General features: G+C 63.7%; 18 protein-coding genes. 7 read left to right on the top strand and 11 right to left on the bottom strand.

Annotation, left to right across the window (positions count from 1 at the left end):
- Positions 1-3: 3 nt before the first annotated feature.
- The 5 genes from MUB52_RS05855 to guaA form a co-directional block, all read right to left on the bottom strand.
- Positions 4-852 (bottom strand): ATPase, encoded by an 849-nt coding sequence (locus tag MUB52_RS05855; RefSeq protein WP_263843267.1) that lies wholly within the window; start codon positions 850-852, stop codon positions 4-6.
- A 35-nt stretch (positions 853-887) separates the two neighbouring features.
- Complete coding sequence (locus MUB52_RS05850) at positions 888-1,829, bottom strand: DMT family transporter (protein ID WP_263843266.1); 942 nt, start codon at positions 1,827-1,829, stop codon at positions 888-890.
- A 106-nt stretch (positions 1,830-1,935) separates the two neighbouring features.
- Positions 1,936-3,048: an OmpP1/FadL family transporter gene (locus MUB52_RS05845; protein WP_263843265.1), complete on the bottom strand. Its 1,113-nt coding sequence runs from the start codon at positions 3,046-3,048 to the stop codon at positions 1,936-1,938.
- Between the two features lie 133 nt (positions 3,049-3,181).
- Positions 3,182-4,045, bottom strand: coding sequence for a DMT family transporter (locus MUB52_RS05840; protein WP_263843264.1), 864 nt, complete (start codon positions 4,043-4,045; stop codon positions 3,182-3,184).
- 97 nt (positions 4,046-4,142) lie between these two features.
- Positions 4,143-5,705, bottom strand: coding sequence for a glutamine-hydrolyzing GMP synthase (gene guaA / locus MUB52_RS05835; RefSeq protein WP_263843263.1), 1,563 nt, complete (start codon positions 5,703-5,705; stop codon positions 4,143-4,145).
- A gap of 203 nt (positions 5,706-5,908) precedes the next feature.
- On the opposite strand from guaA, the gene MUB52_RS05830 reads away from it, so the two are divergent.
- The gene (locus MUB52_RS05830; protein ID WP_263843262.1) at positions 5,909-7,453 is read left to right on the top strand and encodes a trimethylamine methyltransferase family protein; all 1,545 of its coding nucleotides are present in this window, start codon (positions 5,909-5,911) and stop codon (positions 7,451-7,453) included.
- 5 nt (positions 7,454-7,458) lie between these two features.
- On the opposite strand, the gene MUB52_RS05825 is transcribed toward MUB52_RS05830, so the two are convergent.
- Positions 7,459-7,749 carry a DUF6477 family protein gene (locus MUB52_RS05825; protein ID WP_263843261.1) on the bottom strand — a complete coding sequence of 97 codons (291 nt, stop codon included), beginning with the start codon at positions 7,747-7,749 and terminating at the stop codon, positions 7,459-7,461.
- Positions 7,750-8,143: 394 nt separating this feature from the next.
- Between MUB52_RS05825 and MUB52_RS05820 the strand changes: the two genes are divergently transcribed.
- The 3 genes from MUB52_RS05820 (at position 8,144) to MUB52_RS05810 (ending at position 10,752) form a co-directional block, all read left to right on the top strand.
- Positions 8,144-9,304 carry a helix-turn-helix domain-containing protein gene (locus MUB52_RS05820; RefSeq protein ID WP_263843260.1) on the top strand — a complete coding sequence of 387 codons (1,161 nt, stop codon included), beginning with the start codon at positions 8,144-8,146 and terminating at the stop codon, positions 9,302-9,304.
- 195 nt (positions 9,305-9,499) lie between these two features.
- Positions 9,500-10,459 (top strand): lipoyl synthase, encoded by a 960-nt coding sequence (lipA, locus tag MUB52_RS05815; RefSeq protein WP_263843259.1) that lies wholly within the window; start codon positions 9,500-9,502, stop codon positions 10,457-10,459.
- Between the two features lie 113 nt (positions 10,460-10,572).
- Positions 10,573-10,752, top strand: a complete 180-nt coding sequence (locus MUB52_RS05810; protein ID WP_263843258.1) for a hypothetical protein — start codon at positions 10,573-10,575, stop codon at positions 10,750-10,752.
- Positions 10,753-10,762: 10 nt separating this feature from the next.
- On the opposite strand, the gene hpt is transcribed toward MUB52_RS05810, so the two are convergent.
- Complete coding sequence (gene hpt / locus MUB52_RS05805) at positions 10,763-11,311, bottom strand: hypoxanthine phosphoribosyltransferase (protein WP_263843257.1); 549 nt, start codon at positions 11,309-11,311, stop codon at positions 10,763-10,765.
- A 69-nt stretch (positions 11,312-11,380) separates the two neighbouring features.
- Here hpt and MUB52_RS05800 point away from each other — a divergent pair, with 69 nt between their 5' ends.
- Positions 11,381-11,842, top strand: a complete 462-nt coding sequence (locus MUB52_RS05800; protein WP_263843256.1) for a type II toxin-antitoxin system RatA family toxin — start codon at positions 11,381-11,383, stop codon at positions 11,840-11,842.
- 7 nt (positions 11,843-11,849) lie between these two features.
- On the opposite strand, the gene MUB52_RS05795 is transcribed toward MUB52_RS05800, so the two are convergent.
- The 4 genes from MUB52_RS05795 to ispD are packed head-to-tail and all read right to left on the bottom strand — an operon-like array spanning position 11,850 to position 13,939.
- A complete protein-coding gene (locus MUB52_RS05795; protein ID WP_263843255.1) occupies positions 11,850-12,314 on the bottom strand; it encodes a CinA family protein in 465 nt (154 codons plus the stop codon).
- Entirely contained in the window at positions 12,311-12,808 is a 498-nt protein-coding gene (locus MUB52_RS05790; protein ID WP_263843254.1) for a phosphatidylglycerophosphatase A family protein, read from the bottom strand. The genes MUB52_RS05795 and MUB52_RS05790 overlap by 4 nt, the downstream gene beginning before the upstream one ends.
- Positions 12,805-13,284 (bottom strand): 2-C-methyl-D-erythritol 2,4-cyclodiphosphate synthase, encoded by a 480-nt coding sequence (gene ispF / locus MUB52_RS05785; RefSeq protein WP_263843253.1) that lies wholly within the window; start codon positions 13,282-13,284, stop codon positions 12,805-12,807. Before ispF ends, MUB52_RS05790 begins: the two co-directional genes overlap by 4 nt.
- The gene (ispD, locus tag MUB52_RS05780) at positions 13,274-13,939 is read right to left on the bottom strand and encodes a 2-C-methyl-D-erythritol 4-phosphate cytidylyltransferase (RefSeq protein ID WP_263843252.1); all 666 of its coding nucleotides are present in this window, start codon (positions 13,937-13,939) and stop codon (positions 13,274-13,276) included. Before ispD ends, ispF begins: the two co-directional genes overlap by 11 nt.
- 181 nt (positions 13,940-14,120) lie before the next feature.
- Here ispD and dusB point away from each other — a divergent pair, with 181 nt between their 5' ends.
- Positions 14,121-15,104 (top strand): tRNA dihydrouridine synthase DusB, encoded by a 984-nt coding sequence (dusB, locus tag MUB52_RS05775; RefSeq protein ID WP_404818193.1) that lies wholly within the window; start codon positions 14,121-14,123, stop codon positions 15,102-15,104.
- Positions 15,101-16,174: a two-component system sensor histidine kinase NtrB gene (locus MUB52_RS05770; protein WP_263843251.1), complete on the top strand. Its 1,074-nt coding sequence runs from the start codon at positions 15,101-15,103 to the stop codon at positions 16,172-16,174. Before dusB ends, MUB52_RS05770 begins: the two co-directional genes overlap by 4 nt.
- Positions 16,175-16,181: the final 7 nt, after the last annotated feature.

Below are 16,181 nucleotides of genomic sequence, written 5' to 3'. Positions count from 1 at the left end.
ATCCTAGAGGCGCTGTGCCACGAGGTCGGTGAAATCGTCGGGCGTGGACATGGCCGAGACCTCATTGGCAGTCACGGTGATCCCCCAGCGCGCCATCGCCTCGTAGCGCGGCTGGCGGTGGGCCAGCGCCTTGGCATAGGTGAAACGCACGAAGGCATCAGGATCAACATCGCTTTCCACGAAATTGTTTTCATTAAGGTATTCACTCCAGACTTTTGCCAGAAACGCGGGCTGATAGGCCATCGGTTTCGGGGCGCGGTCGAAGCGGCGGATCAGCTCCTGCGTATGGGCCTCATCGCCTTTGATCCAGACCAGAAGGCAATGCCGCGCCAGCTCAGAGAGGATCGGATCGGCGTCGTCCTCCGGATCCACCCATTCGCAGATCGACCCGCCCGTGTCGCAGATGAAATGCGGATAGCCGTAAAGCGCATCGGCCCGTTTGGCGAAATGCACCGTGTCATGCAGGGCGGCGATCTCGGCCTGGCGGAACTGCTCCTGCCGCCGCGTGTACTCGGCCATGGGCAGCCCGCCTTTGCCCGGATCGCCCGGCTTGCCGAGATAGGTCGCGACGGGAGCAAGGTTGTCGAAGGTGATGTTCGAGCCGATGTAGATGCTATCGCTCATCAGCAGCTCGCGCAGGAAGGGCACCTTCATCGCCTCGGCCTTGGCATTGTCGGCGATGTATTCGCCCATGTACCGCGTGCCGATGCGGTAATCGATGGAGTAGTGAAACCAGTCGCCGCTGTCGCGCAGCAGATTGGACATATGGGTCTTGCCCAGCCCCGACATGCCGTAGACCAGCACGGATTTGCGGGGGGCAGCGCGCCAGTCGGCGGCGGAAGAATAGAGCATAGGGCGCGTCCTGAGGGCCGTGATGCGGACCACACCTAGGGTCGTTTTCGGATCGGGTCAATCGCGGCTGGGTGCTTCCGGGTCCGGCGCCAGAGCCGTCGGTCCAGCACCAGAAGCCCAAGCGCGAGAATGGCAAACCCCAGATAGGCGTTGGGGTTCAGCGCCTCATCCCGCACCAGTGCGCCGAGCAGGATCGCCACCGGCGCGATCAGCAGCGTGACGAGCAGAAGATTCCCGCTGCCGGCGCGCGCCAGCACGTAGTAGTAGAGCAGATAGGCCCCAGCCGTGGCGATCACGGAGTAATACGCAATGGCCAAGACAGTGCCCGGCGCGAGGTCAAACCGCATCGGCCCCTCGACGATGAGGGCGAGGGGCAGGGTGATGGCCGTCGACCCTGTCAGCATCCCCGCAGCGGCCATTTGGGCGGGAAGACCGGCCAGCGTCTTGCGCCCCCAGACACCTGCGAGCGCGTAGGAGACGGTGCCAGCCAAAATCGCCAGTTGCGCCAGCGCGCGCAGGTCGAACTCGCGCAGATTCTCAAGGCCAATGGCCGTGGCCACACCGAAAAACCCCAGGCCCACACCGATCAGCTTGCGCAGGCTCAAGCGCTCGTCCGTGAAAAACACCGCTGCGGCGATCACGCCGAAGACGGCGGTGGCCGCATTCAGGATCGAGGTCAGTCCGGTCTCGACATGAAGCTGCCCCCAGGCCATCAGTCCGAAGGGGATGGCATTGTTGAACAGCCCCATCCCGAAAAACGCGCCCCAGATGCGCGGATCGCGCGGGATCGGCAGGCGCATGGCCCAGACCACACCCCAGAGGACCAGCATGGCCCAGAGCGTGCGATGCGCCACGGCCGTGAGCGGCCCGATCTCGTCAAGTGCGATGCGGATCGACAGGAACGACGCCCCCCAGATCAGCGCGAGCAGGAGCAGCGCGCTCCATGTTCTGGGAGAGAGGGTCATCTGCTGGGTCATGGGCGGAGCTTATGTGGCCTGCGGTCGGCGAACCACCCGGATCCTGCGCGAAAGCCCCGCGGAGCGGCGTCCACGGGGCTTACGAGTGTGTTCGGAAGTCTAGCTATTAGAAATTGTAGCCGATTTTGACACCCAGGGCGATAGCGTCGTTGCCATTGAACTGCGCTCCCGGTGAGCCCGACACAGCAGTCGTGGTGTCCCCGATCCAGAGATAACGAAGACCAGTGGTGATCTTCATGTTGCCTTGAGTATAGATCGCGGCAAGGTTCAGACTTTCGCCGCCATCCGCCGGTCCGAGGTTGGTGAACAAGTTGCCGGTATTCTCCTCGTATCCGATGGAAGCGGCAACGGACCATGTCTCGTTGAGTCGGCGGCCAATGCCGAGCCTGTAAGTGACGGTGTCGTCAATGTAGCTCAAAAGCGGTTGACCGGTGGCGGCAACATAACGCTCCGGAGACAGGTCGAAGTCCGACCAGTCCACCCAGCGCACGCCGCCGAACAGCAACGTATCTGCTGCAATCCCGGTTTGAAACTCGAGGTTGACCGATTGCGGTGTCTCGAAGTCCGCAACGCTGCCCGGGAACGTGACAGCACCATTGTTGAAGGTTTCCGTAACGTCGTTGGAATGTGCGACTTCGGAACTATACGTCAGCGACACTCGCAATGCGATCTCGGGCCGTTCGTAAGCAATGCCGGCAACGGCACCGACACCCCAGTCGCCGTCTGCTACGACATCATAGTTGTTTACAAATCCGATCCGAGCGCTCGCATCCGAGTTCTGGAAGCGGGGACCGCCGTAAATTGAGAATCCGTTCGGCATGTTGTATTGCAGAAGTGCTGTCACAGCGTAGGTATCGAACTGCGCGTTAGATCCTTGCGCGAAGTAATTCGTGCCGTCTGGATACTCAACCTCAGCCTTGAAGGGCTGATCAAAGATGATGGCATAGGACCAGGTGTCGTTAAGGTCCGCTTTGTATGCGGCGCCAAAATTGAAGTTGCTCACCCCGATGTCGCCGGACGCCGTGCCAGCGGGGAACGGGCCGATTGCCCTTACGCTCTGACCGGTCACGTCGGGTGAAATATACCCAAGACTGAACTCCGCATACCGACCCTGCTCAAAGAGCACTTCGATCGACTGTCCCGTCCGGTCCAAGGCACCGGCGTGCGCGCCGCCTGCGGCCAGACACAATGCTGTTACACTTGTAAGGTAGTTTTTCATCATTATCTCCTCCCCAGAAGAAGCGCCTGCAATTGTTGGTTGTCTGCGGAAACAGGCGAGCGCACCTAAGCACGATTCCCTGACCGGTCAATTCTTGACGCCGGGGAAGCTTGAGGTGTGACCTCACGTAAAATCAAGTTTTCTGGCGTGTTTCGACCCAAATGTTCCAATAGTTGCCGATGAAGATGATCGCGGCGCCCAGGAACACGAAGACGTCCAGCGGCTCGGAATAGAGCAGCATGCCCACGACCGCGATGGCCGGCAGGCGGATGAAGTCAATCGGCACGACAACCGTGGCGGGTGCGATGGCAAGGGCGTTCGTCATGCAAAAGTGCGCCATGAGGCCTGCGAGCCCGATCATCACGACGAAAGGCACCGTCTCAGGCTCGGGCCAGGCAATATCGCCATCATAGCCCGCCGCGACCAGCCCCATGACCAGCTGCATGGTGGTCAGATAGAACAGGATGCAGGTGATCGACTGGGTCCGCGTCAGCCGCTTGGTGAACATGATCGTCAGGGCAAAGAAGATCGCCGAGGAGGCCGCCGTGACGATCCCGAGGTTGACCCCGGCCATATCCGGGCGAGCGACGACCAGGATGCCGAGGAACCCCACCAAGGCCGCGGCGGCGCGCACCAGGGTCAGCCGCTCGCCCAGGATCAGCGGCGAGAGCACGATGACCCAGAGTGGCGAGGTGAACTCCAGGGCGATCACCTGGGCGAGGGGAATGACCGTGACCGCGTAGAACCACAGGTTTTGCCCGGTGAAATGTGCCAGGTTCCGCACTGTGTGAGCGCGCAGGTTCTGGCGGTTGATCTCGCGCCACGTGCCCAGCAGCCATGCCAGCAGACAGACGATCACCACGCCGATCAAGCTGCGGTACATCATGATCTCGAATGTATCGAGTTGGGCGGCCGCCTCGCGGCCGGCAACGGCCATGGTGGAGAAGGAGGCGATGGCGCCGCTCATCCAGAGCGCGGCCTTCAAAACGGGGGACATGGGGGAAACCTTGATGCGGACAGGGCGGAACAGGCGAAAGGGGCGCTAGTGTTTCAGCCCCGGTAGTCGCCATAGCCGCAGACTCGTCTGCATCATGTCATTCCCATTCGATCGTGCCCGGAGGCTTGGAGGTGATGTCGTAGGTGACGCGGTTGATCCCCGGGACCTCGTTGATGATCCGCGTCGCCGTCTCACCCAGAAATTCATGCGAGAAGGGGTAATAGTCCGCGGTCATCCCGTCAACCGATGTGACAGCCCGCAGCGCGCAGGCATAATCATAGGTGCGCCCATCGCCCATGACGCCCACGGTGCGCACGGGCAGGATGGCGACAAAGGCCTGCCAGATCTCATCGTAAAGCCCGTGCTTGCGGATCTGGTCGATATAGACGGCGTCGGCCTCGCGCAGGATATCGAGCTTGGCGCGCGTGATCTCGCCCGGACAGCGGATCGCAAGGCCTGGGCCGGGGAAGGGGTGGCGACCGATGAAGCTTTCCGGCAGGCCCAACTCGCGGCCCAGAGCGCGGACCTCGTCCTTGAAGAGCTCGCGCAGCGGCTCGACAAGCTGCATGTTCATGCGGTCCGGCAGCCCGCCCACGTTGTGGTGCGACTTGATGGTGACCGAGGGCCCGCCGGAGAAGGAGACCGATTCGATCACATCCGGATAGAGCGTGCCTTGCGCGAGGAAATCCGCGCCGCCCATCTCCTGCGCATGTCTTTCGAAGACGTCGATGAAGAGCCCGCCGATGATCTTGCGCTTGGTCTCGGGGTCCGAGACGCCTTCGAGCTTGCCGAGGAAGAGCTCGGATTCGTCTGCATGGATCAGCGGCAGGTTGTAGTGCTCGCGGAACATGCCCACGACCTGCGCGCTCTCTCCCTTGCGCATCAGCCCGTGGTCCACATAGACGCAGGTGAGCTGATCGCCGATGGCTTCATGGATGAGCACCGCGGCGACGGAGCTGTCGACGCCACCAGAGAGCGCGCAGATGACGCGGCCCGAGCCCACCTGATCGCGGATGCGCTTGATCGCTTCTTCGCGGTAGGCGCCCATGGTCCAGTCGCCGGTGAAGCCCGCAAGGCGCACGAAATTCTCGTAAAGCTTGGCGCCGTTCGGCGTGTGGTGCACTTCCGGGTGGAACTGCACCGCGTAGAAGTCCCGCTCCGTATCGGCGGTGATGGCGAAGGGGGCGTTGGGCGAAGTGCCGTAGACCTCAAAGCCGGGGGCGATCTCGCTCACGTGATCGCCGTGGCTCATCCAGACCTGCTCGCGGTCGGCCTCGAACCAACCTTGCAGCAGGGCGAGCTTGCGCGCCTCGGGTGTGACATAGGCGCGGCCAAACTCGGCGGTGCCGTGGCCGCGTTCGACCTTGCCGCCCAGGCACTGCATCATCACTTGCTGGCCATAGCAGATGCCGAGGATCGGCACCCCGAGCTCGAACACCGACTTCGGAGGCATCGGCGCGCCGTCGGTGAAAACCGAGGCCGGGCCGCCGGAGAAAATCACCGCCTTCGGGGCGAACTTGGTCAGAAACGCATCATCCACGTGGTTGAAGGGGTGGATTTCGCAATAGACCTTCAGCTCGCGCAGGCGCCGGGCGATCAGCTGCGTGACCTGACTGCCGAAATCGATGATGAGGAGGCGGTCGTGATCGGATGTGCTCATGCATGCTGATTAGGGGCGCGGGTCAGAAGTGGCAAGGGCAGGATTGGGGGCCAGCCCCCAAACCCCCGGGATATTTCCGGCCAGAAGAAGAGGTGGGGCGCCGGGGCCATGTCGCTTTTTGCCCTGCATGGCCGCTATACGGATGAGGCTGCGGATCGGAATAGGATAGCACCGGCGCAAGCGAGACATCGGGAGCATGACAGATGGCCGAAGCAGCAGAGCGCAGACGGGGCCGGGGTGGGGGAGGAGCGGCGCGGCGCGCTGCCCGCAGTGCAGTCTCCTTCGAGACGGCGCGCTACATCGAGCGGAACATCCCCAACTTCGAAGTGCTCAACGACGAGGCGCTGGAGATCATCGAGGCGAATGCAGAGACGGTCCTCGAAGAGATCGGCGTCAACTTCGTCGAAAACCCGGCGGCTCTTGAGCGCTGGCGCGCAGCGGGGGCGGAGGTCGATGGTGAGCGGGTGCGCATCCCGCGCGGCCTCGCGCGGCAGCTTTGCGCAACGGCGCCGGCAAGCTACACCCAGCACGCCCGGAACCCCGCGCGCAACGTGGTGGTGGGCGGCAGGACTCTCGTGCTCGCCCCGGTCTATGGCCCGCCGTTCGTCCGCGATGCGGTGGGCGGGCGCCGCTACGCCACGATGGAGGATTTCCGCACGTTCGTGAAGCTCGGCTATATGTCGAAGTGGCTGCACCACTCGGGCGGCACGGTCTGCGAGCCCACGGACCTGCCGGTGAACAAGCGGCACCTGGACATGCTGCACGCCCATATGACGCTGAGTGACAAGCCGTTCATGGGCTCCGTGACCGAGCCGAGCCGCGCACAGGATTCGGTGGAGATGTGCGAGGTCCTCTTCGGCAAGGACTTCGTGCAGCAGAACACGGTGATGACCTCGCTGATCAACATCAACTCGCCGATGACCTTCGACGATGTGATGATGGGCGCGCTTGAGGTCTATGCCAAGAACAACCAGGCCTGCATCATCTCGCCCTTCATCGTGGGTGGGGCCATGGCGCCGGTGTCGGTTGCTGGCACGCTGACGCAGGTACTGGCCGAGGTGCTGGCGGGCATCGCCTATAGCCAGCTCATCCGGGCCGGAGCACCGGTGATTTTTGGCGCCTTCGTAACGTCGATCGACATGAACTCGGGTGCGCCCACCTTCGGGACACCGGAGGCCGCGCATATCACCTATGGCGCAGGACAGCTCGCCCGGCGCATGGGGCTGCCATACCGCTCCGCAGGGTCATTCTGCGGCTCGAAACTGCCCGATGCCCAGGCGGCCTATGAAACCTCAAACAGCCTCAACATGGGGCTGCTGGCAGGCGTGAACTTCATGCTGCACGCCTGCGGTTGGCTCGAAGGGGGGCTGGTCTCGTCCTTCGAGAAATTCGTGATGGATGCGGACCAGCTCGGCACCCTGCATCATCTGGCCCGCGGTGTGCCGATGGACGATGACGCGCAAGCCATGGACGCCATCCGAGAGGTGGGGCCAGGGGGTCACTATCTGGGATGCGCCCATACGCAGCAGAACTTCAAATCGGCCTTCTGGAAGTCCGATCTGCTCGACTACAAACCCTTTGAAACATGGGAAGACGAGGGCGCGCGCGACACACAAACTCTTGCCAGTTTGCGTGTCGAAAAACTGCTGGGCGACTATCAGCAGCCGCCGCTCGACCCTGCGATCAACGAGGCCCTGTCCGATTTCATTGCGCGGAAGAAAGCGGAGATGCCCGACAGCTTCATGTGAGCCGTTCAGGCCGCTTGTGACGCCTTGAGCACGCGGGCCTCGCCCAACATCGCAATCAGAACATCGACGTGTCGGATGAGGCTGTAGCTGGTATCGCCACTGAGGCGCTGGCCATTCAGATCGGATTCGATCTCCATCAGCTTGAACAGGGCCGCACCGTGGCGCGGCAGCACGCCATAACCCAGAAGACGCGGCAGGTGCACGGACCGCCTGTAGTCCTCCGCGCCGATCCGCGCGGCGCGCATCAGAAGCGGTGGCCGACGGACTGCGTGCAGCATCGAGATCAGATCTTGCATTGTCTATTCCTTTGTACCGTTTTCCCCGTGAGCTTTTGTGCCCAGCTGCCGCAATACTACACGGTCACGTCCGGCGTTGCGCCGGGGCGGGGTCCCGCGCGCGGGTCGGTTAGGGAGTTGTTAAGAGTCCGAAGTCAGCCGGTTTCTCGTGCGGCATACCTGGAAGACCGCTCCGACCGGACCTGGCCGGATCGTTGCGGAGCAGCTGTTGCGCAGCGCCGTACTCCGCCGTTCGGCGGTGTAAATACTGTTTAGAATTTAGCAAGAATAATCCTTAAATCAGAAACTGTTAACGAACGGGTAACCAATTCATCTTTAGGTTGTGCAGGTGAAAATCAATACAACCAAGGTACGTCACGATGCTGGATCTCACCCGATGAAAGAGCTGGAGCGAATGTCTTCTTCCGCCCTGAGTGGCGCCGATGCCGGTCTTCCGGATTGGGTGCCGGCAGCGGCGCAGATGTACCTCGCCCATACCGAAGCGGGTTTGCCGATCCGGGCTCTGGCGCGGGCGGCGGGCTGCCACGCCTCGACGATCTTGCGGCAGATCCGCCGGGTCGAGACGCGGCGGGACGATCCGCTTGTGGATGCGGCACTCAAGAGCCTGGGGGCCGCTCATTTCGTTCCTCGTTCGGAGGCAGGACATGCCAACCAGAAGGATCAATCGCGCATGAGCTTCCAAGACCGTATCACGGCCCCGACGCCGGCCGAAGACCAGCCGCCCAGCGAAGCCACCCTGATGGCGGAGGGCGCCCGCGTCCTGCGCCGGCTGTGCGAGACCGGTGCGGTGCTCGCCGTTGCGGCCGAGATGGAAAAGGCGGTGATCGTGCGCGACGGCGCAGGCGGGCAGGCCACGCGCACCGGCGTTGTGACGCGCCAGATCGCTGAAGCCATGGCCCTCAAGGATTGGATCACGGCTCAGACCACCGGGAAGATCACGCGTTACACGATCACCCCCGCCGGCCGCGCGGCCCTCGAGTCGATGCTGGACGAAGAGGGCGCAACCACACCGGGCGGGTTCTCCGATGTTCAGGCGGATTTCGCCGGGCAACATCGCATCTGGGGCGAAAAGACACTGCCCGACACCGACAGCGGCCGCCCGCGGCGGATGCGCTACAATCTCGCAGAAAGCCCCCTGACCGCGCTGGCCCGGCGGCGCGACAAGAACGGGGAGCCGTTCCTGACCGATGCACTGGTCACGGTCGGGGAGCGTCTGCGCGAGGACTTCGAACTCGCGCAGATGGGCCCGCGTGTCACACAGAACTGGGACCGGTTCCTGACCTCCGGCGGACGGGGCGACTTCGTGCCGGACAGCGGCGTCGGCGACGGCCCGTCCACCGCACGCCGGCGTGTCGCCGATGCGCTGTCCGATCTGGGGCCTGGCCTGTCGGATGTGGCGCTGCGCTGCTGCTGCTATCTGGAAGGGCTGGAGACAGCAGAGAAAAAGCTCGGCTGGTCCGCGCGGTCGGGCAAGATCGTGCTGCGAATCGCGCTGATGCGGCTCAAGCGGCACTATGACGAGACGGTAGGCCCGGGCGGGCCGCTGATCGGCTGAGGCATAAACAGGCAGGCAATCGAGACCTCGAACGGGGCGCACCGGATCGGTGCGCCCCGTTTTGCCATGTCATCGCTGCGGGGTCTGCCATGCAGCCTGCGACGGGCCGCCCGGTTGAACCTGAGGTATCACATCGACTAGATATGAGGGAACCGTTGGGCCGTTTCGGCCCCGCCCTGTGAAGGAACATGCTCCATGGCCCCGCGCGATCTGAAGATACCTGCACAGCGCCACCCGGAAAAGGCGCGCCGCCCGAACAATCCGCAGCCGAAGAAGCCCGACTGGATTCGCGTCAAGGCGCCCGGCGGCAAGGGCTATGCGGAAACCGCCCGCATCATGCGTGAGAACAAGCTTGTCACCGTCTGCGAAGAAGCGGGCTGCCCCAACGTGGGAGAATGCTGGAGCCAGGGCCACGCCACGATGATGATCATGGGCGAGGTCTGCACCCGGGCCTGCACCTTCTGCAACATCGCGACCGGCAAGCCGCCCGAGGCACTCGATGCCTTCGAGCCGGGGCGCGTGGCCCATGCGGTCGAGAAACTGGGGCTCAATCACGTGGTGATCACCTCCGTGGACCGCGACGATGTGGAGGACGGCGGGGCGGATCATTTCGCGCAGACCATCCGCGCCATCCGCCACCGCAGCCCGGAAACCACGATTGAGATTCTCACGCCGGATTTCATCAAATGCGGGCCCGAAGCGCTGGAGGTCGTCGTCGCGGCGCGGCCTGACGTCTTCAACCACAACCTCGAAACGGTGCCCGGGCTCTACCCCGAGGTGCGCCCGGGCGCGCGCTATTTCCATTCGCTGCGGCTCCTGCAGCGGGTGAAAGAGCTTGACCCGGCCATGTTCACGAAATCCGGGATCATGGTGGGCTTGGGCGAAGACAAGCAGGCGGTGATGCAGGTGATGGACGACATGCGCGCCGCCGACATCGACTTTCTGACCATCGGGCAATATCTCCAGCCGACCCCGAAGCATCACCGCGTTGATCGATTCGTGCACCCCGATGAGTTTGCCGCCTATGAGAAGGCGGCCTTCGGAAAAGGCTTCCTGATGGTGTCCGCGACCCCGCTCACGCGGTCCTCCTATCATGCGGGTGACGACTTCGCGCGGTTGCGCGCGGCCCGCAACCGGAAGCTCGGGATCGCCTGATACAACGTGACGTTGCGTAATTGGGGGAAATTGCGCGCGTCATTCCCGTGACATTTATAATGATAGTTCGGTACTTCGGCCCCGAGATTTCCACTCTTTGTAAGGCAGAAAAGATGACCGACATCCATTGGGCAATTCTGGCCCTGCGCGATATCAACTCAGCACTGGACCGCCAGCGCTATGACGTCGCTTCCCACCATATTGACGACGCGATTTTTGCGATCATGGCGCGCGACGCACAGGATGGTGCGAGCCGTCCGCGCGTGGCCGCACAGGCCCGCGCGAAAAGCTGATCGCCTGCCCTCAGGCTGCCCCTTCCGTGAACCGAACCTTGCCGATGAACGGCAGGTTGCGGTTGCGTTGCGCAAAGTCGATACCGTAGCCCACGACAAATTCGTCGGGGATTTCGAAGCCTGTCCAATCCGCCTTGAAGTCCACCTCGCGGCGGCTCGGCTTGTCGAGCAGCGCGATGGATTTCAGGTGGGCGGGGCGGCGGCTTTTGAGCAGCTGCATCACGTGATTCAGCGTGTGCCCGGTGTCGACGATGTCTTCGACGACCAGCACGTCGCGCCCTTCTACGGCGCCGCGCAGATCCTTCAGGATGCGCACCTCGCGTGTGCTCTCCATGCCGTCGCCATAGCTGGAGGCTTCGAGGAAATCGACCTCGATGGGCAGATCGAGCTCGCGCACCAGATCGGCGATGAAGACGAAGCTGCCGCGCAGCAGCCCGACAACCACCAGCTTGTCGGTCTCGCTGAACTCGGCCTGGATTTCGCGGCACAGCGCCTCGATCCGTGCCGCGATCGATTTAGCCGAGATTAACTCATCTATGACATAAGGACGCTCGGACATGGGTTAGACCTTGATCTTGGATTGAGGACACAGCACATGGATGGCTAACCTTCACGATCTGACAATTCAATGCCGACCCACGCCGAAACTCGCACGCTGCCCTACAGCGCTCAACAAATGTATGACCTTGTGGCGGACGTGGGCAGCTATCCGCAGTTTCTGCCCTGGTGCTCGGCCGCGCGCGTCAAATCGGTGACACCGCACGGCGAGAGCGAGGTGATGGAGGCCGACCTCATCATCAGCTTCAAGGTCTTCCGCGAGCGCTTCACCAGCCGGGTTGTGCTGATGCCCGCGGACAAGAAGATCGACACAGAATATCTCGACGGCCCGTTTCGCTACATGAAGTCAAACTGGGCTTTCCGCGATGTGGACGGGGGCTGCGAGGTCAGCTTCTTCGTCGATTTCGCCTTTCGCAACATGATCCTGCAGCGGCTGATCGGCGTGGTCTTCAACGATGCGATGCTGCGCATCGTGCGCGCCTTCGAGAGCCGCGCGGAAGAGCTTTACGGGCAACCGCAGGCCGAGGGGTGACGGCCGCTCAGAGGTGGCCGCTCAGCAGGCCCAACGCATGATCGCGCGCGGCGGCCCGCACCTTGGCGCGGCCGAGCGCACCGAAATCAATCGTTTCGGTGATCACCCGCTCGCCCGCGGCCAAACCGAAGCAGACCCGGCCCTCGGGCTTGTACTCGGAGCCTCCGGGCCCGGCGATGCCCGTCACGGCAACCGCCACATCGGCACCGGCGCGCGCAAGGGCCCCCAGCGCCATTTCCGCCGCCACCTCTTCCGAGACCGCGCCATGCGCCGCAAGTGTCGCCGGTTTCACGCCCAGCATCTCGGTCTTGGCCACGTTCGAATAGGTCACGAAACCGCGCTCGAACATGTTGGAGGAACCGGCGATATCGGTGAGCGCTGCGGTGATCATCCCGCCGGTGCAGCTTTCGGCCGCCGTGACGGTCTTGCCGGAGGCGGTGGCACGCGCGACGATCTCGGCCGCGAGGGTCACATCAGCACCCCGTGGTAGAGCGCCGCGAGCAGCAGCACACCGAGGGCGGCAAGCAGACCCGCGATCACGTCGTCCAGCATGACGCCAAGGGCATCGCCGCGCCGGTCGGCCCAGCCAACGGGGCCGGGTTTGACGATATCGAAAAGCCGGAACAGCACGAAGGCGGCGATCCAGCCGGGCCAGAGTGCGAGGATGTCGATCCCCATAGACCAGGCGGGATACGACAGCGGCAGAAGCGCGATCCACTGTCCAACGACTTCATCAACCACGATCTCCGAAGGGTCGTGATCGTCGCTGTCGCGGATCATCACTCCGGTGGCCCACCACCCTTTGAGGAACGCCGCAAGGGTCGCGAGCAACAGGAGGGGAAAGCCGCCCAGAACATGCAGCAACCAGGCCCAGGGCAGGGCGACCATGGACCCCCAGGTGCCCGGTGCCGGGCGGATATAGCCGACGCCCAGAACCGTTCCGATGAGTCGCGCCACCCGCGTCATCGTTTCATCAGTGCAGCGGTGGCGAGGCAGGCGATGCCCTCGCCGCGGCCCGTGAACCCCAGCCGCTCCGACGTCGTTGCCTTGACCGAGACCCGCTCGACCGCGAGGCCGGTGATCCGCCCCACTTCCTGCCGCATCCGCATCGCATGCGGTCCGATCCTGGGATCTTCGCAGATGATCGTGCAGTCGACGTTCGACATCTCGAACCCCATGGTCTGCGCCAGATCGACGGCATGGCGCAGGAAGATGTCGCTTGCCGCCCCCTTCCACTGCGGATCGCTTGGCGGGAAATGCTGGCCGATGTCGCCTTGCGCGAGCGCGCCCAAGATCGCGTCGGTGATCGTGTGCAGCGCCACATCCGCATCCGAATGGCCCACCAGACCCTTCTCATGCGGGATCTTCACGCCGCAGAGCACCACGTGGTCACCCGGGCCAAATGCGTGCACATCGAATCCATTGCCCAGCCTAATATCCATCACGGTCCCTCAGTATGCGGTCTGCGCGGGCAAGGTCGTCCGGCAGGGTGATTTTCAGATTGTCTTCGCTGCCCGGCGTGATCGCGACCCTCAAGCCGACGCGGCGCGCCAGTTCGACGTCGTCGGCAGCCCCCTCGGGATGGGCCCGATGGGCGCGCAGGATATCCGGAAGATGAAAGCCCTGCGGGGTCTGCGCGCGGTACAGCCCGTCGCGGGTGACCGAACCTGCGACCTGCCCGTCCTCCCCCCGCCAGAGCGCGTCGACCACCGGGAGCGCCGGTGTGGCCGCAGGCGCGCTCTGCAAGGCGGCGATCACGCCGTCGATCACGGCGCGCGATACGCAGGGTCGCGCCGCGTCATGGATGAGCACCAGATCCGCGCGGCCCTCCAGTGCCTCCAGGCCGGCGCGCACCGAGGCGCTGCGCGTCGCCCCACCTGCGACGACCTCGACCGCGGGCATCTCGGGCGCGAGATCTGCCTCCAGATCATCGGGGTGCAGCACCAGCACGACCGGTCCGATGTCGGGGTGACGGGCGAAGGCGCGCAAAGCGAAAAAGGTGCTGGTGCGGCCCGCCAGAGGTTGCCATTGCTTAGGCTGATCGCCACCCGCACGCAGCCCTCGGCCCGCAGCAACGACAACGGCTGAAATCTTCATCTGGCCCGACCCCTACTCATATTATGCTATCTATGGGTTTGCGGGAGCGGAGGCAATCAACCCGGCAATATGCCTAAAAAATGTGCATTCACTTCTCCGCCTCGGACGCTGAGGCCCTTGGAATATTGAGGGAATACCACTCAATTGATAGAGGCTTTAGCAGTGCCTAAGGATTAAGCATTTGACGCCCATTGCCTTTCCGTTCGATTTGACCCCGCCGGTGCTGCTGGCTCCCATGGCCGGAATCACCGATCTGCCGTTTCGCTCCTTGGTTGCGTCGTTCGGGGCGGGGCTGGTGGTCTCGGAGATGGTGGCGAGCCACGATATGCTGAATGCGCGCCCGGGCAGCCGCGAAAAAGCCGAGCTGGGCCTCGGGGATGTCGGCACGGCCGTACAGCTTGCGGGCCGCGAAGCCGCACCCATGGCGGAGGCCGCACGCATGGTCGAAGGGCAGGGCGCCCATGTGATCGATATCAACATGGGCTGCCCTGCGAAGAAGGTCACACAAGGCTACTCCGGCTCGGCACTGATGCGCACGCCCGATCACGCGCTGACGCTGATCGAGGCGGTGGTGCGTGCGGTCAGTATCCCGGTGACGCTGAAGACGCGCCTCGGCTGGGACGACGAGATGCGCAACGCCCCCGAGATCGCCCGGCGCGCCGAGGCCGCGGGCGTTCAGTTGATCACCATTCACGGGCGGACGCGCTGCCAGTTCTACAAGGGGGCGGCGGATTGGGCCGCAATCCGCGAGGTCAAGGAGGCCGTCGCAATACCCGTCATCGCCAACGGCGACATCGTCGATGGCCCCACCGCTCGGCGGGCACTGACGTTGTCGGGCGCCGATGGCGTCATGGTCGGCCGGGGCGCGCGGGGGCGCCCTTGGATCTTGGCGGAGATCGCGCACCGGCTGTTCGGCACACCCGCCCCCACAGTTCCCACGGGCGGCGGTTTCGCGGATATGGTCGCAGGCCACTACGATGCCATGATCCGGTTTTACGGGCGCACGCTCGGTCTGCGCGTGGCGCGGAAACATCTGGGGTGGTACATGGACAGCTGCGCAACGCCAGATGGGCTGCGGCGGGCGGTGCTCACAGCGGCGGATGTCGAGACCACCCTGAGGCTGATCCGGGACGCCTGCTGCGCCGATGATCCGGTGCCGGCATGACCTCGGACCGCGCCATCTGGTCCAGCCTGCCGGTGCCGACGCTGATCATCGGACCCGATGACAGGATCGTCGATATCAACTCCGCCGCGGAAGGGTTCCTCAATGTCTCGGCCAAGACCGTGCGCAACATGCCGGTCTGGGATCAGATCGCCGTGAACGACCCGCTCGAAGCCGCCTTCGACCGCGCGCGCAGCACCAGCACGCCGCTCTTCGTCAATGACGTGGACGTGGGCAGCGGCGAGCGGGCCCCGATGCAGTCCGACCTGCAGGTCGCCCCACTCATGGGGCATCCCGGACATATGATCCTGATGATCTCGCCGCGCGAACTGGCCGGACGGATGACGCAGAACCATTCGGTGAAGTCGGCCGCGAAATCGGCGATTGGCATGGCCGAAATGCTCGCCCATGAGATCAAGAACCCGCTCGCCGGGATCACCGGCGCTGCCCAGCTTCTCAGCATGAACCTCAAGACGGAAGACCTTGAATTGACGGATCTTATCGTCGAAGAGAGCCGCCGGATCGTGAAGCTGCTGGGGCAGGTCGAGCAGTTCGGCAACCTCTCGTCGCCGGACTTTCAGGCCGTCAACGTGCATGATGTGCTCGACCGGGCGCGCCGCTCCGCGCTGCTGGGCTTCGGTGCGCATATGAAGATCGTCGAGGACTACGACCCCTCGCTGCCGCTCGCCCAGGGCGATCCCGATCAGCTGTTGCAGGTGGTGCTGAACCTGCTGAAGAACGCAGCCGAAGCGGCGGGCAAGACCAAGGGCACGATCCGGCTGCACAGCTATTACGAGCATTCGTTCCGGTTGCGCCGCGCCGATGGCACCGGCCAGTCGCTGCCCTTGCAGATCGAGATCATCGACGATGGCCCGGGCCTGCCCGAGGCGATCAAGGGCGACGTCTTCGACCCTTTCGTCTCGGGTCGCGAGAACGGCACCGGCCTTGGCCTCGCCCTGGTGAGCAAGATCATCTCGGATCACAGCGGTTGGATTTCGGTGACCTCCGTCCCCGGACGCACCGTGTTTCGCATTTCACTGCCGCGCGCGCCGAAATCGGCGCAGCAGGCATAAAGAGGAG

This window comes from Roseobacter sinensis (genome assembly GCF_025755255.1).
In the GTDB taxonomy this organism is placed as follows: Bacteria; Pseudomonadota; Alphaproteobacteria; order Rhodobacterales; family Rhodobacteraceae; genus Roseobacter; species Roseobacter sinensis.
The sequence above is the reverse complement of the archived record's forward strand: the minus strand, read 5'-3'. Positions and strand labels throughout refer to the sequence as shown.

Bases quoted from the DNA above. Each gene is read 5' to 3' on its own strand.
- hpt (WP_263843257.1), bottom strand. From the start codon at position 11,311: ATGTCCGAGCGTCCTTATGTCATAGATGAGTTAATCTCGGCTAAATCG.
- guaA (WP_263843263.1), bottom strand. From the start codon at position 5,705: ATGAGCACATCCGATCACGACCGCCTCCTCATCATCGATTTCGGCAGT.
- ispD (WP_263843252.1), bottom strand. From the start codon at position 13,939: ATGAAGATTTCAGCCGTTGTCGTTGCTGCGGGCCGAGGGCTGCGTGCG.
- MUB52_RS05840 (WP_263843264.1), bottom strand. From the start codon at position 4,045: ATGTCCCCCGTTTTGAAGGCCGCGCTCTGGATGAGCGGCGCCATCGCC.
- MUB52_RS05825 (WP_263843261.1), bottom strand. From the start codon at position 7,749: ATGCAAGATCTGATCTCGATGCTGCACGCAGTCCGTCGGCCACCGCTT.
- MUB52_RS05850 (WP_263843266.1), bottom strand. From the start codon at position 1,829: ATGACCCAGCAGATGACCCTCTCTCCCAGAACATGGAGCGCGCTGCTC.
- lipA (WP_263843259.1), top strand. From the start codon at position 9,500: ATGGCCCCGCGCGATCTGAAGATACCTGCACAGCGCCACCCGGAAAAG.
- MUB52_RS05845 (WP_263843265.1), bottom strand. From the start codon at position 3,048: ATGAAAAACTACCTTACAAGTGTAACAGCATTGTGTCTGGCCGCAGGC.
- MUB52_RS05800 (WP_263843256.1), top strand. From the start codon at position 11,381: ATGCCGACCCACGCCGAAACTCGCACGCTGCCCTACAGCGCTCAACAA.
- MUB52_RS05855 (WP_263843267.1), bottom strand. From the start codon at position 852: ATGCTCTATTCTTCCGCCGCCGACTGGCGCGCTGCCCCCCGCAAATCC.
- ispF (WP_263843253.1), bottom strand. From the start codon at position 13,284: ATGGATATTAGGCTGGGCAATGGATTCGATGTGCACGCATTTGGCCCG.
- MUB52_RS05770 (WP_263843251.1), top strand. From the start codon at position 15,101: ATGACCTCGGACCGCGCCATCTGGTCCAGCCTGCCGGTGCCGACGCTG.
- MUB52_RS05830 (WP_263843262.1), top strand. From the start codon at position 5,909: ATGGCCGAAGCAGCAGAGCGCAGACGGGGCCGGGGTGGGGGAGGAGCG.
- MUB52_RS05820 (WP_263843260.1), top strand. From the start codon at position 8,144: ATGTCTTCTTCCGCCCTGAGTGGCGCCGATGCCGGTCTTCCGGATTGG.
- MUB52_RS05790 (WP_263843254.1), bottom strand. From the start codon at position 12,808: ATGACGCGGGTGGCGCGACTCATCGGAACGGTTCTGGGCGTCGGCTAT.
- MUB52_RS05810 (WP_263843258.1), top strand. From the start codon at position 10,573: ATGACCGACATCCATTGGGCAATTCTGGCCCTGCGCGATATCAACTCA.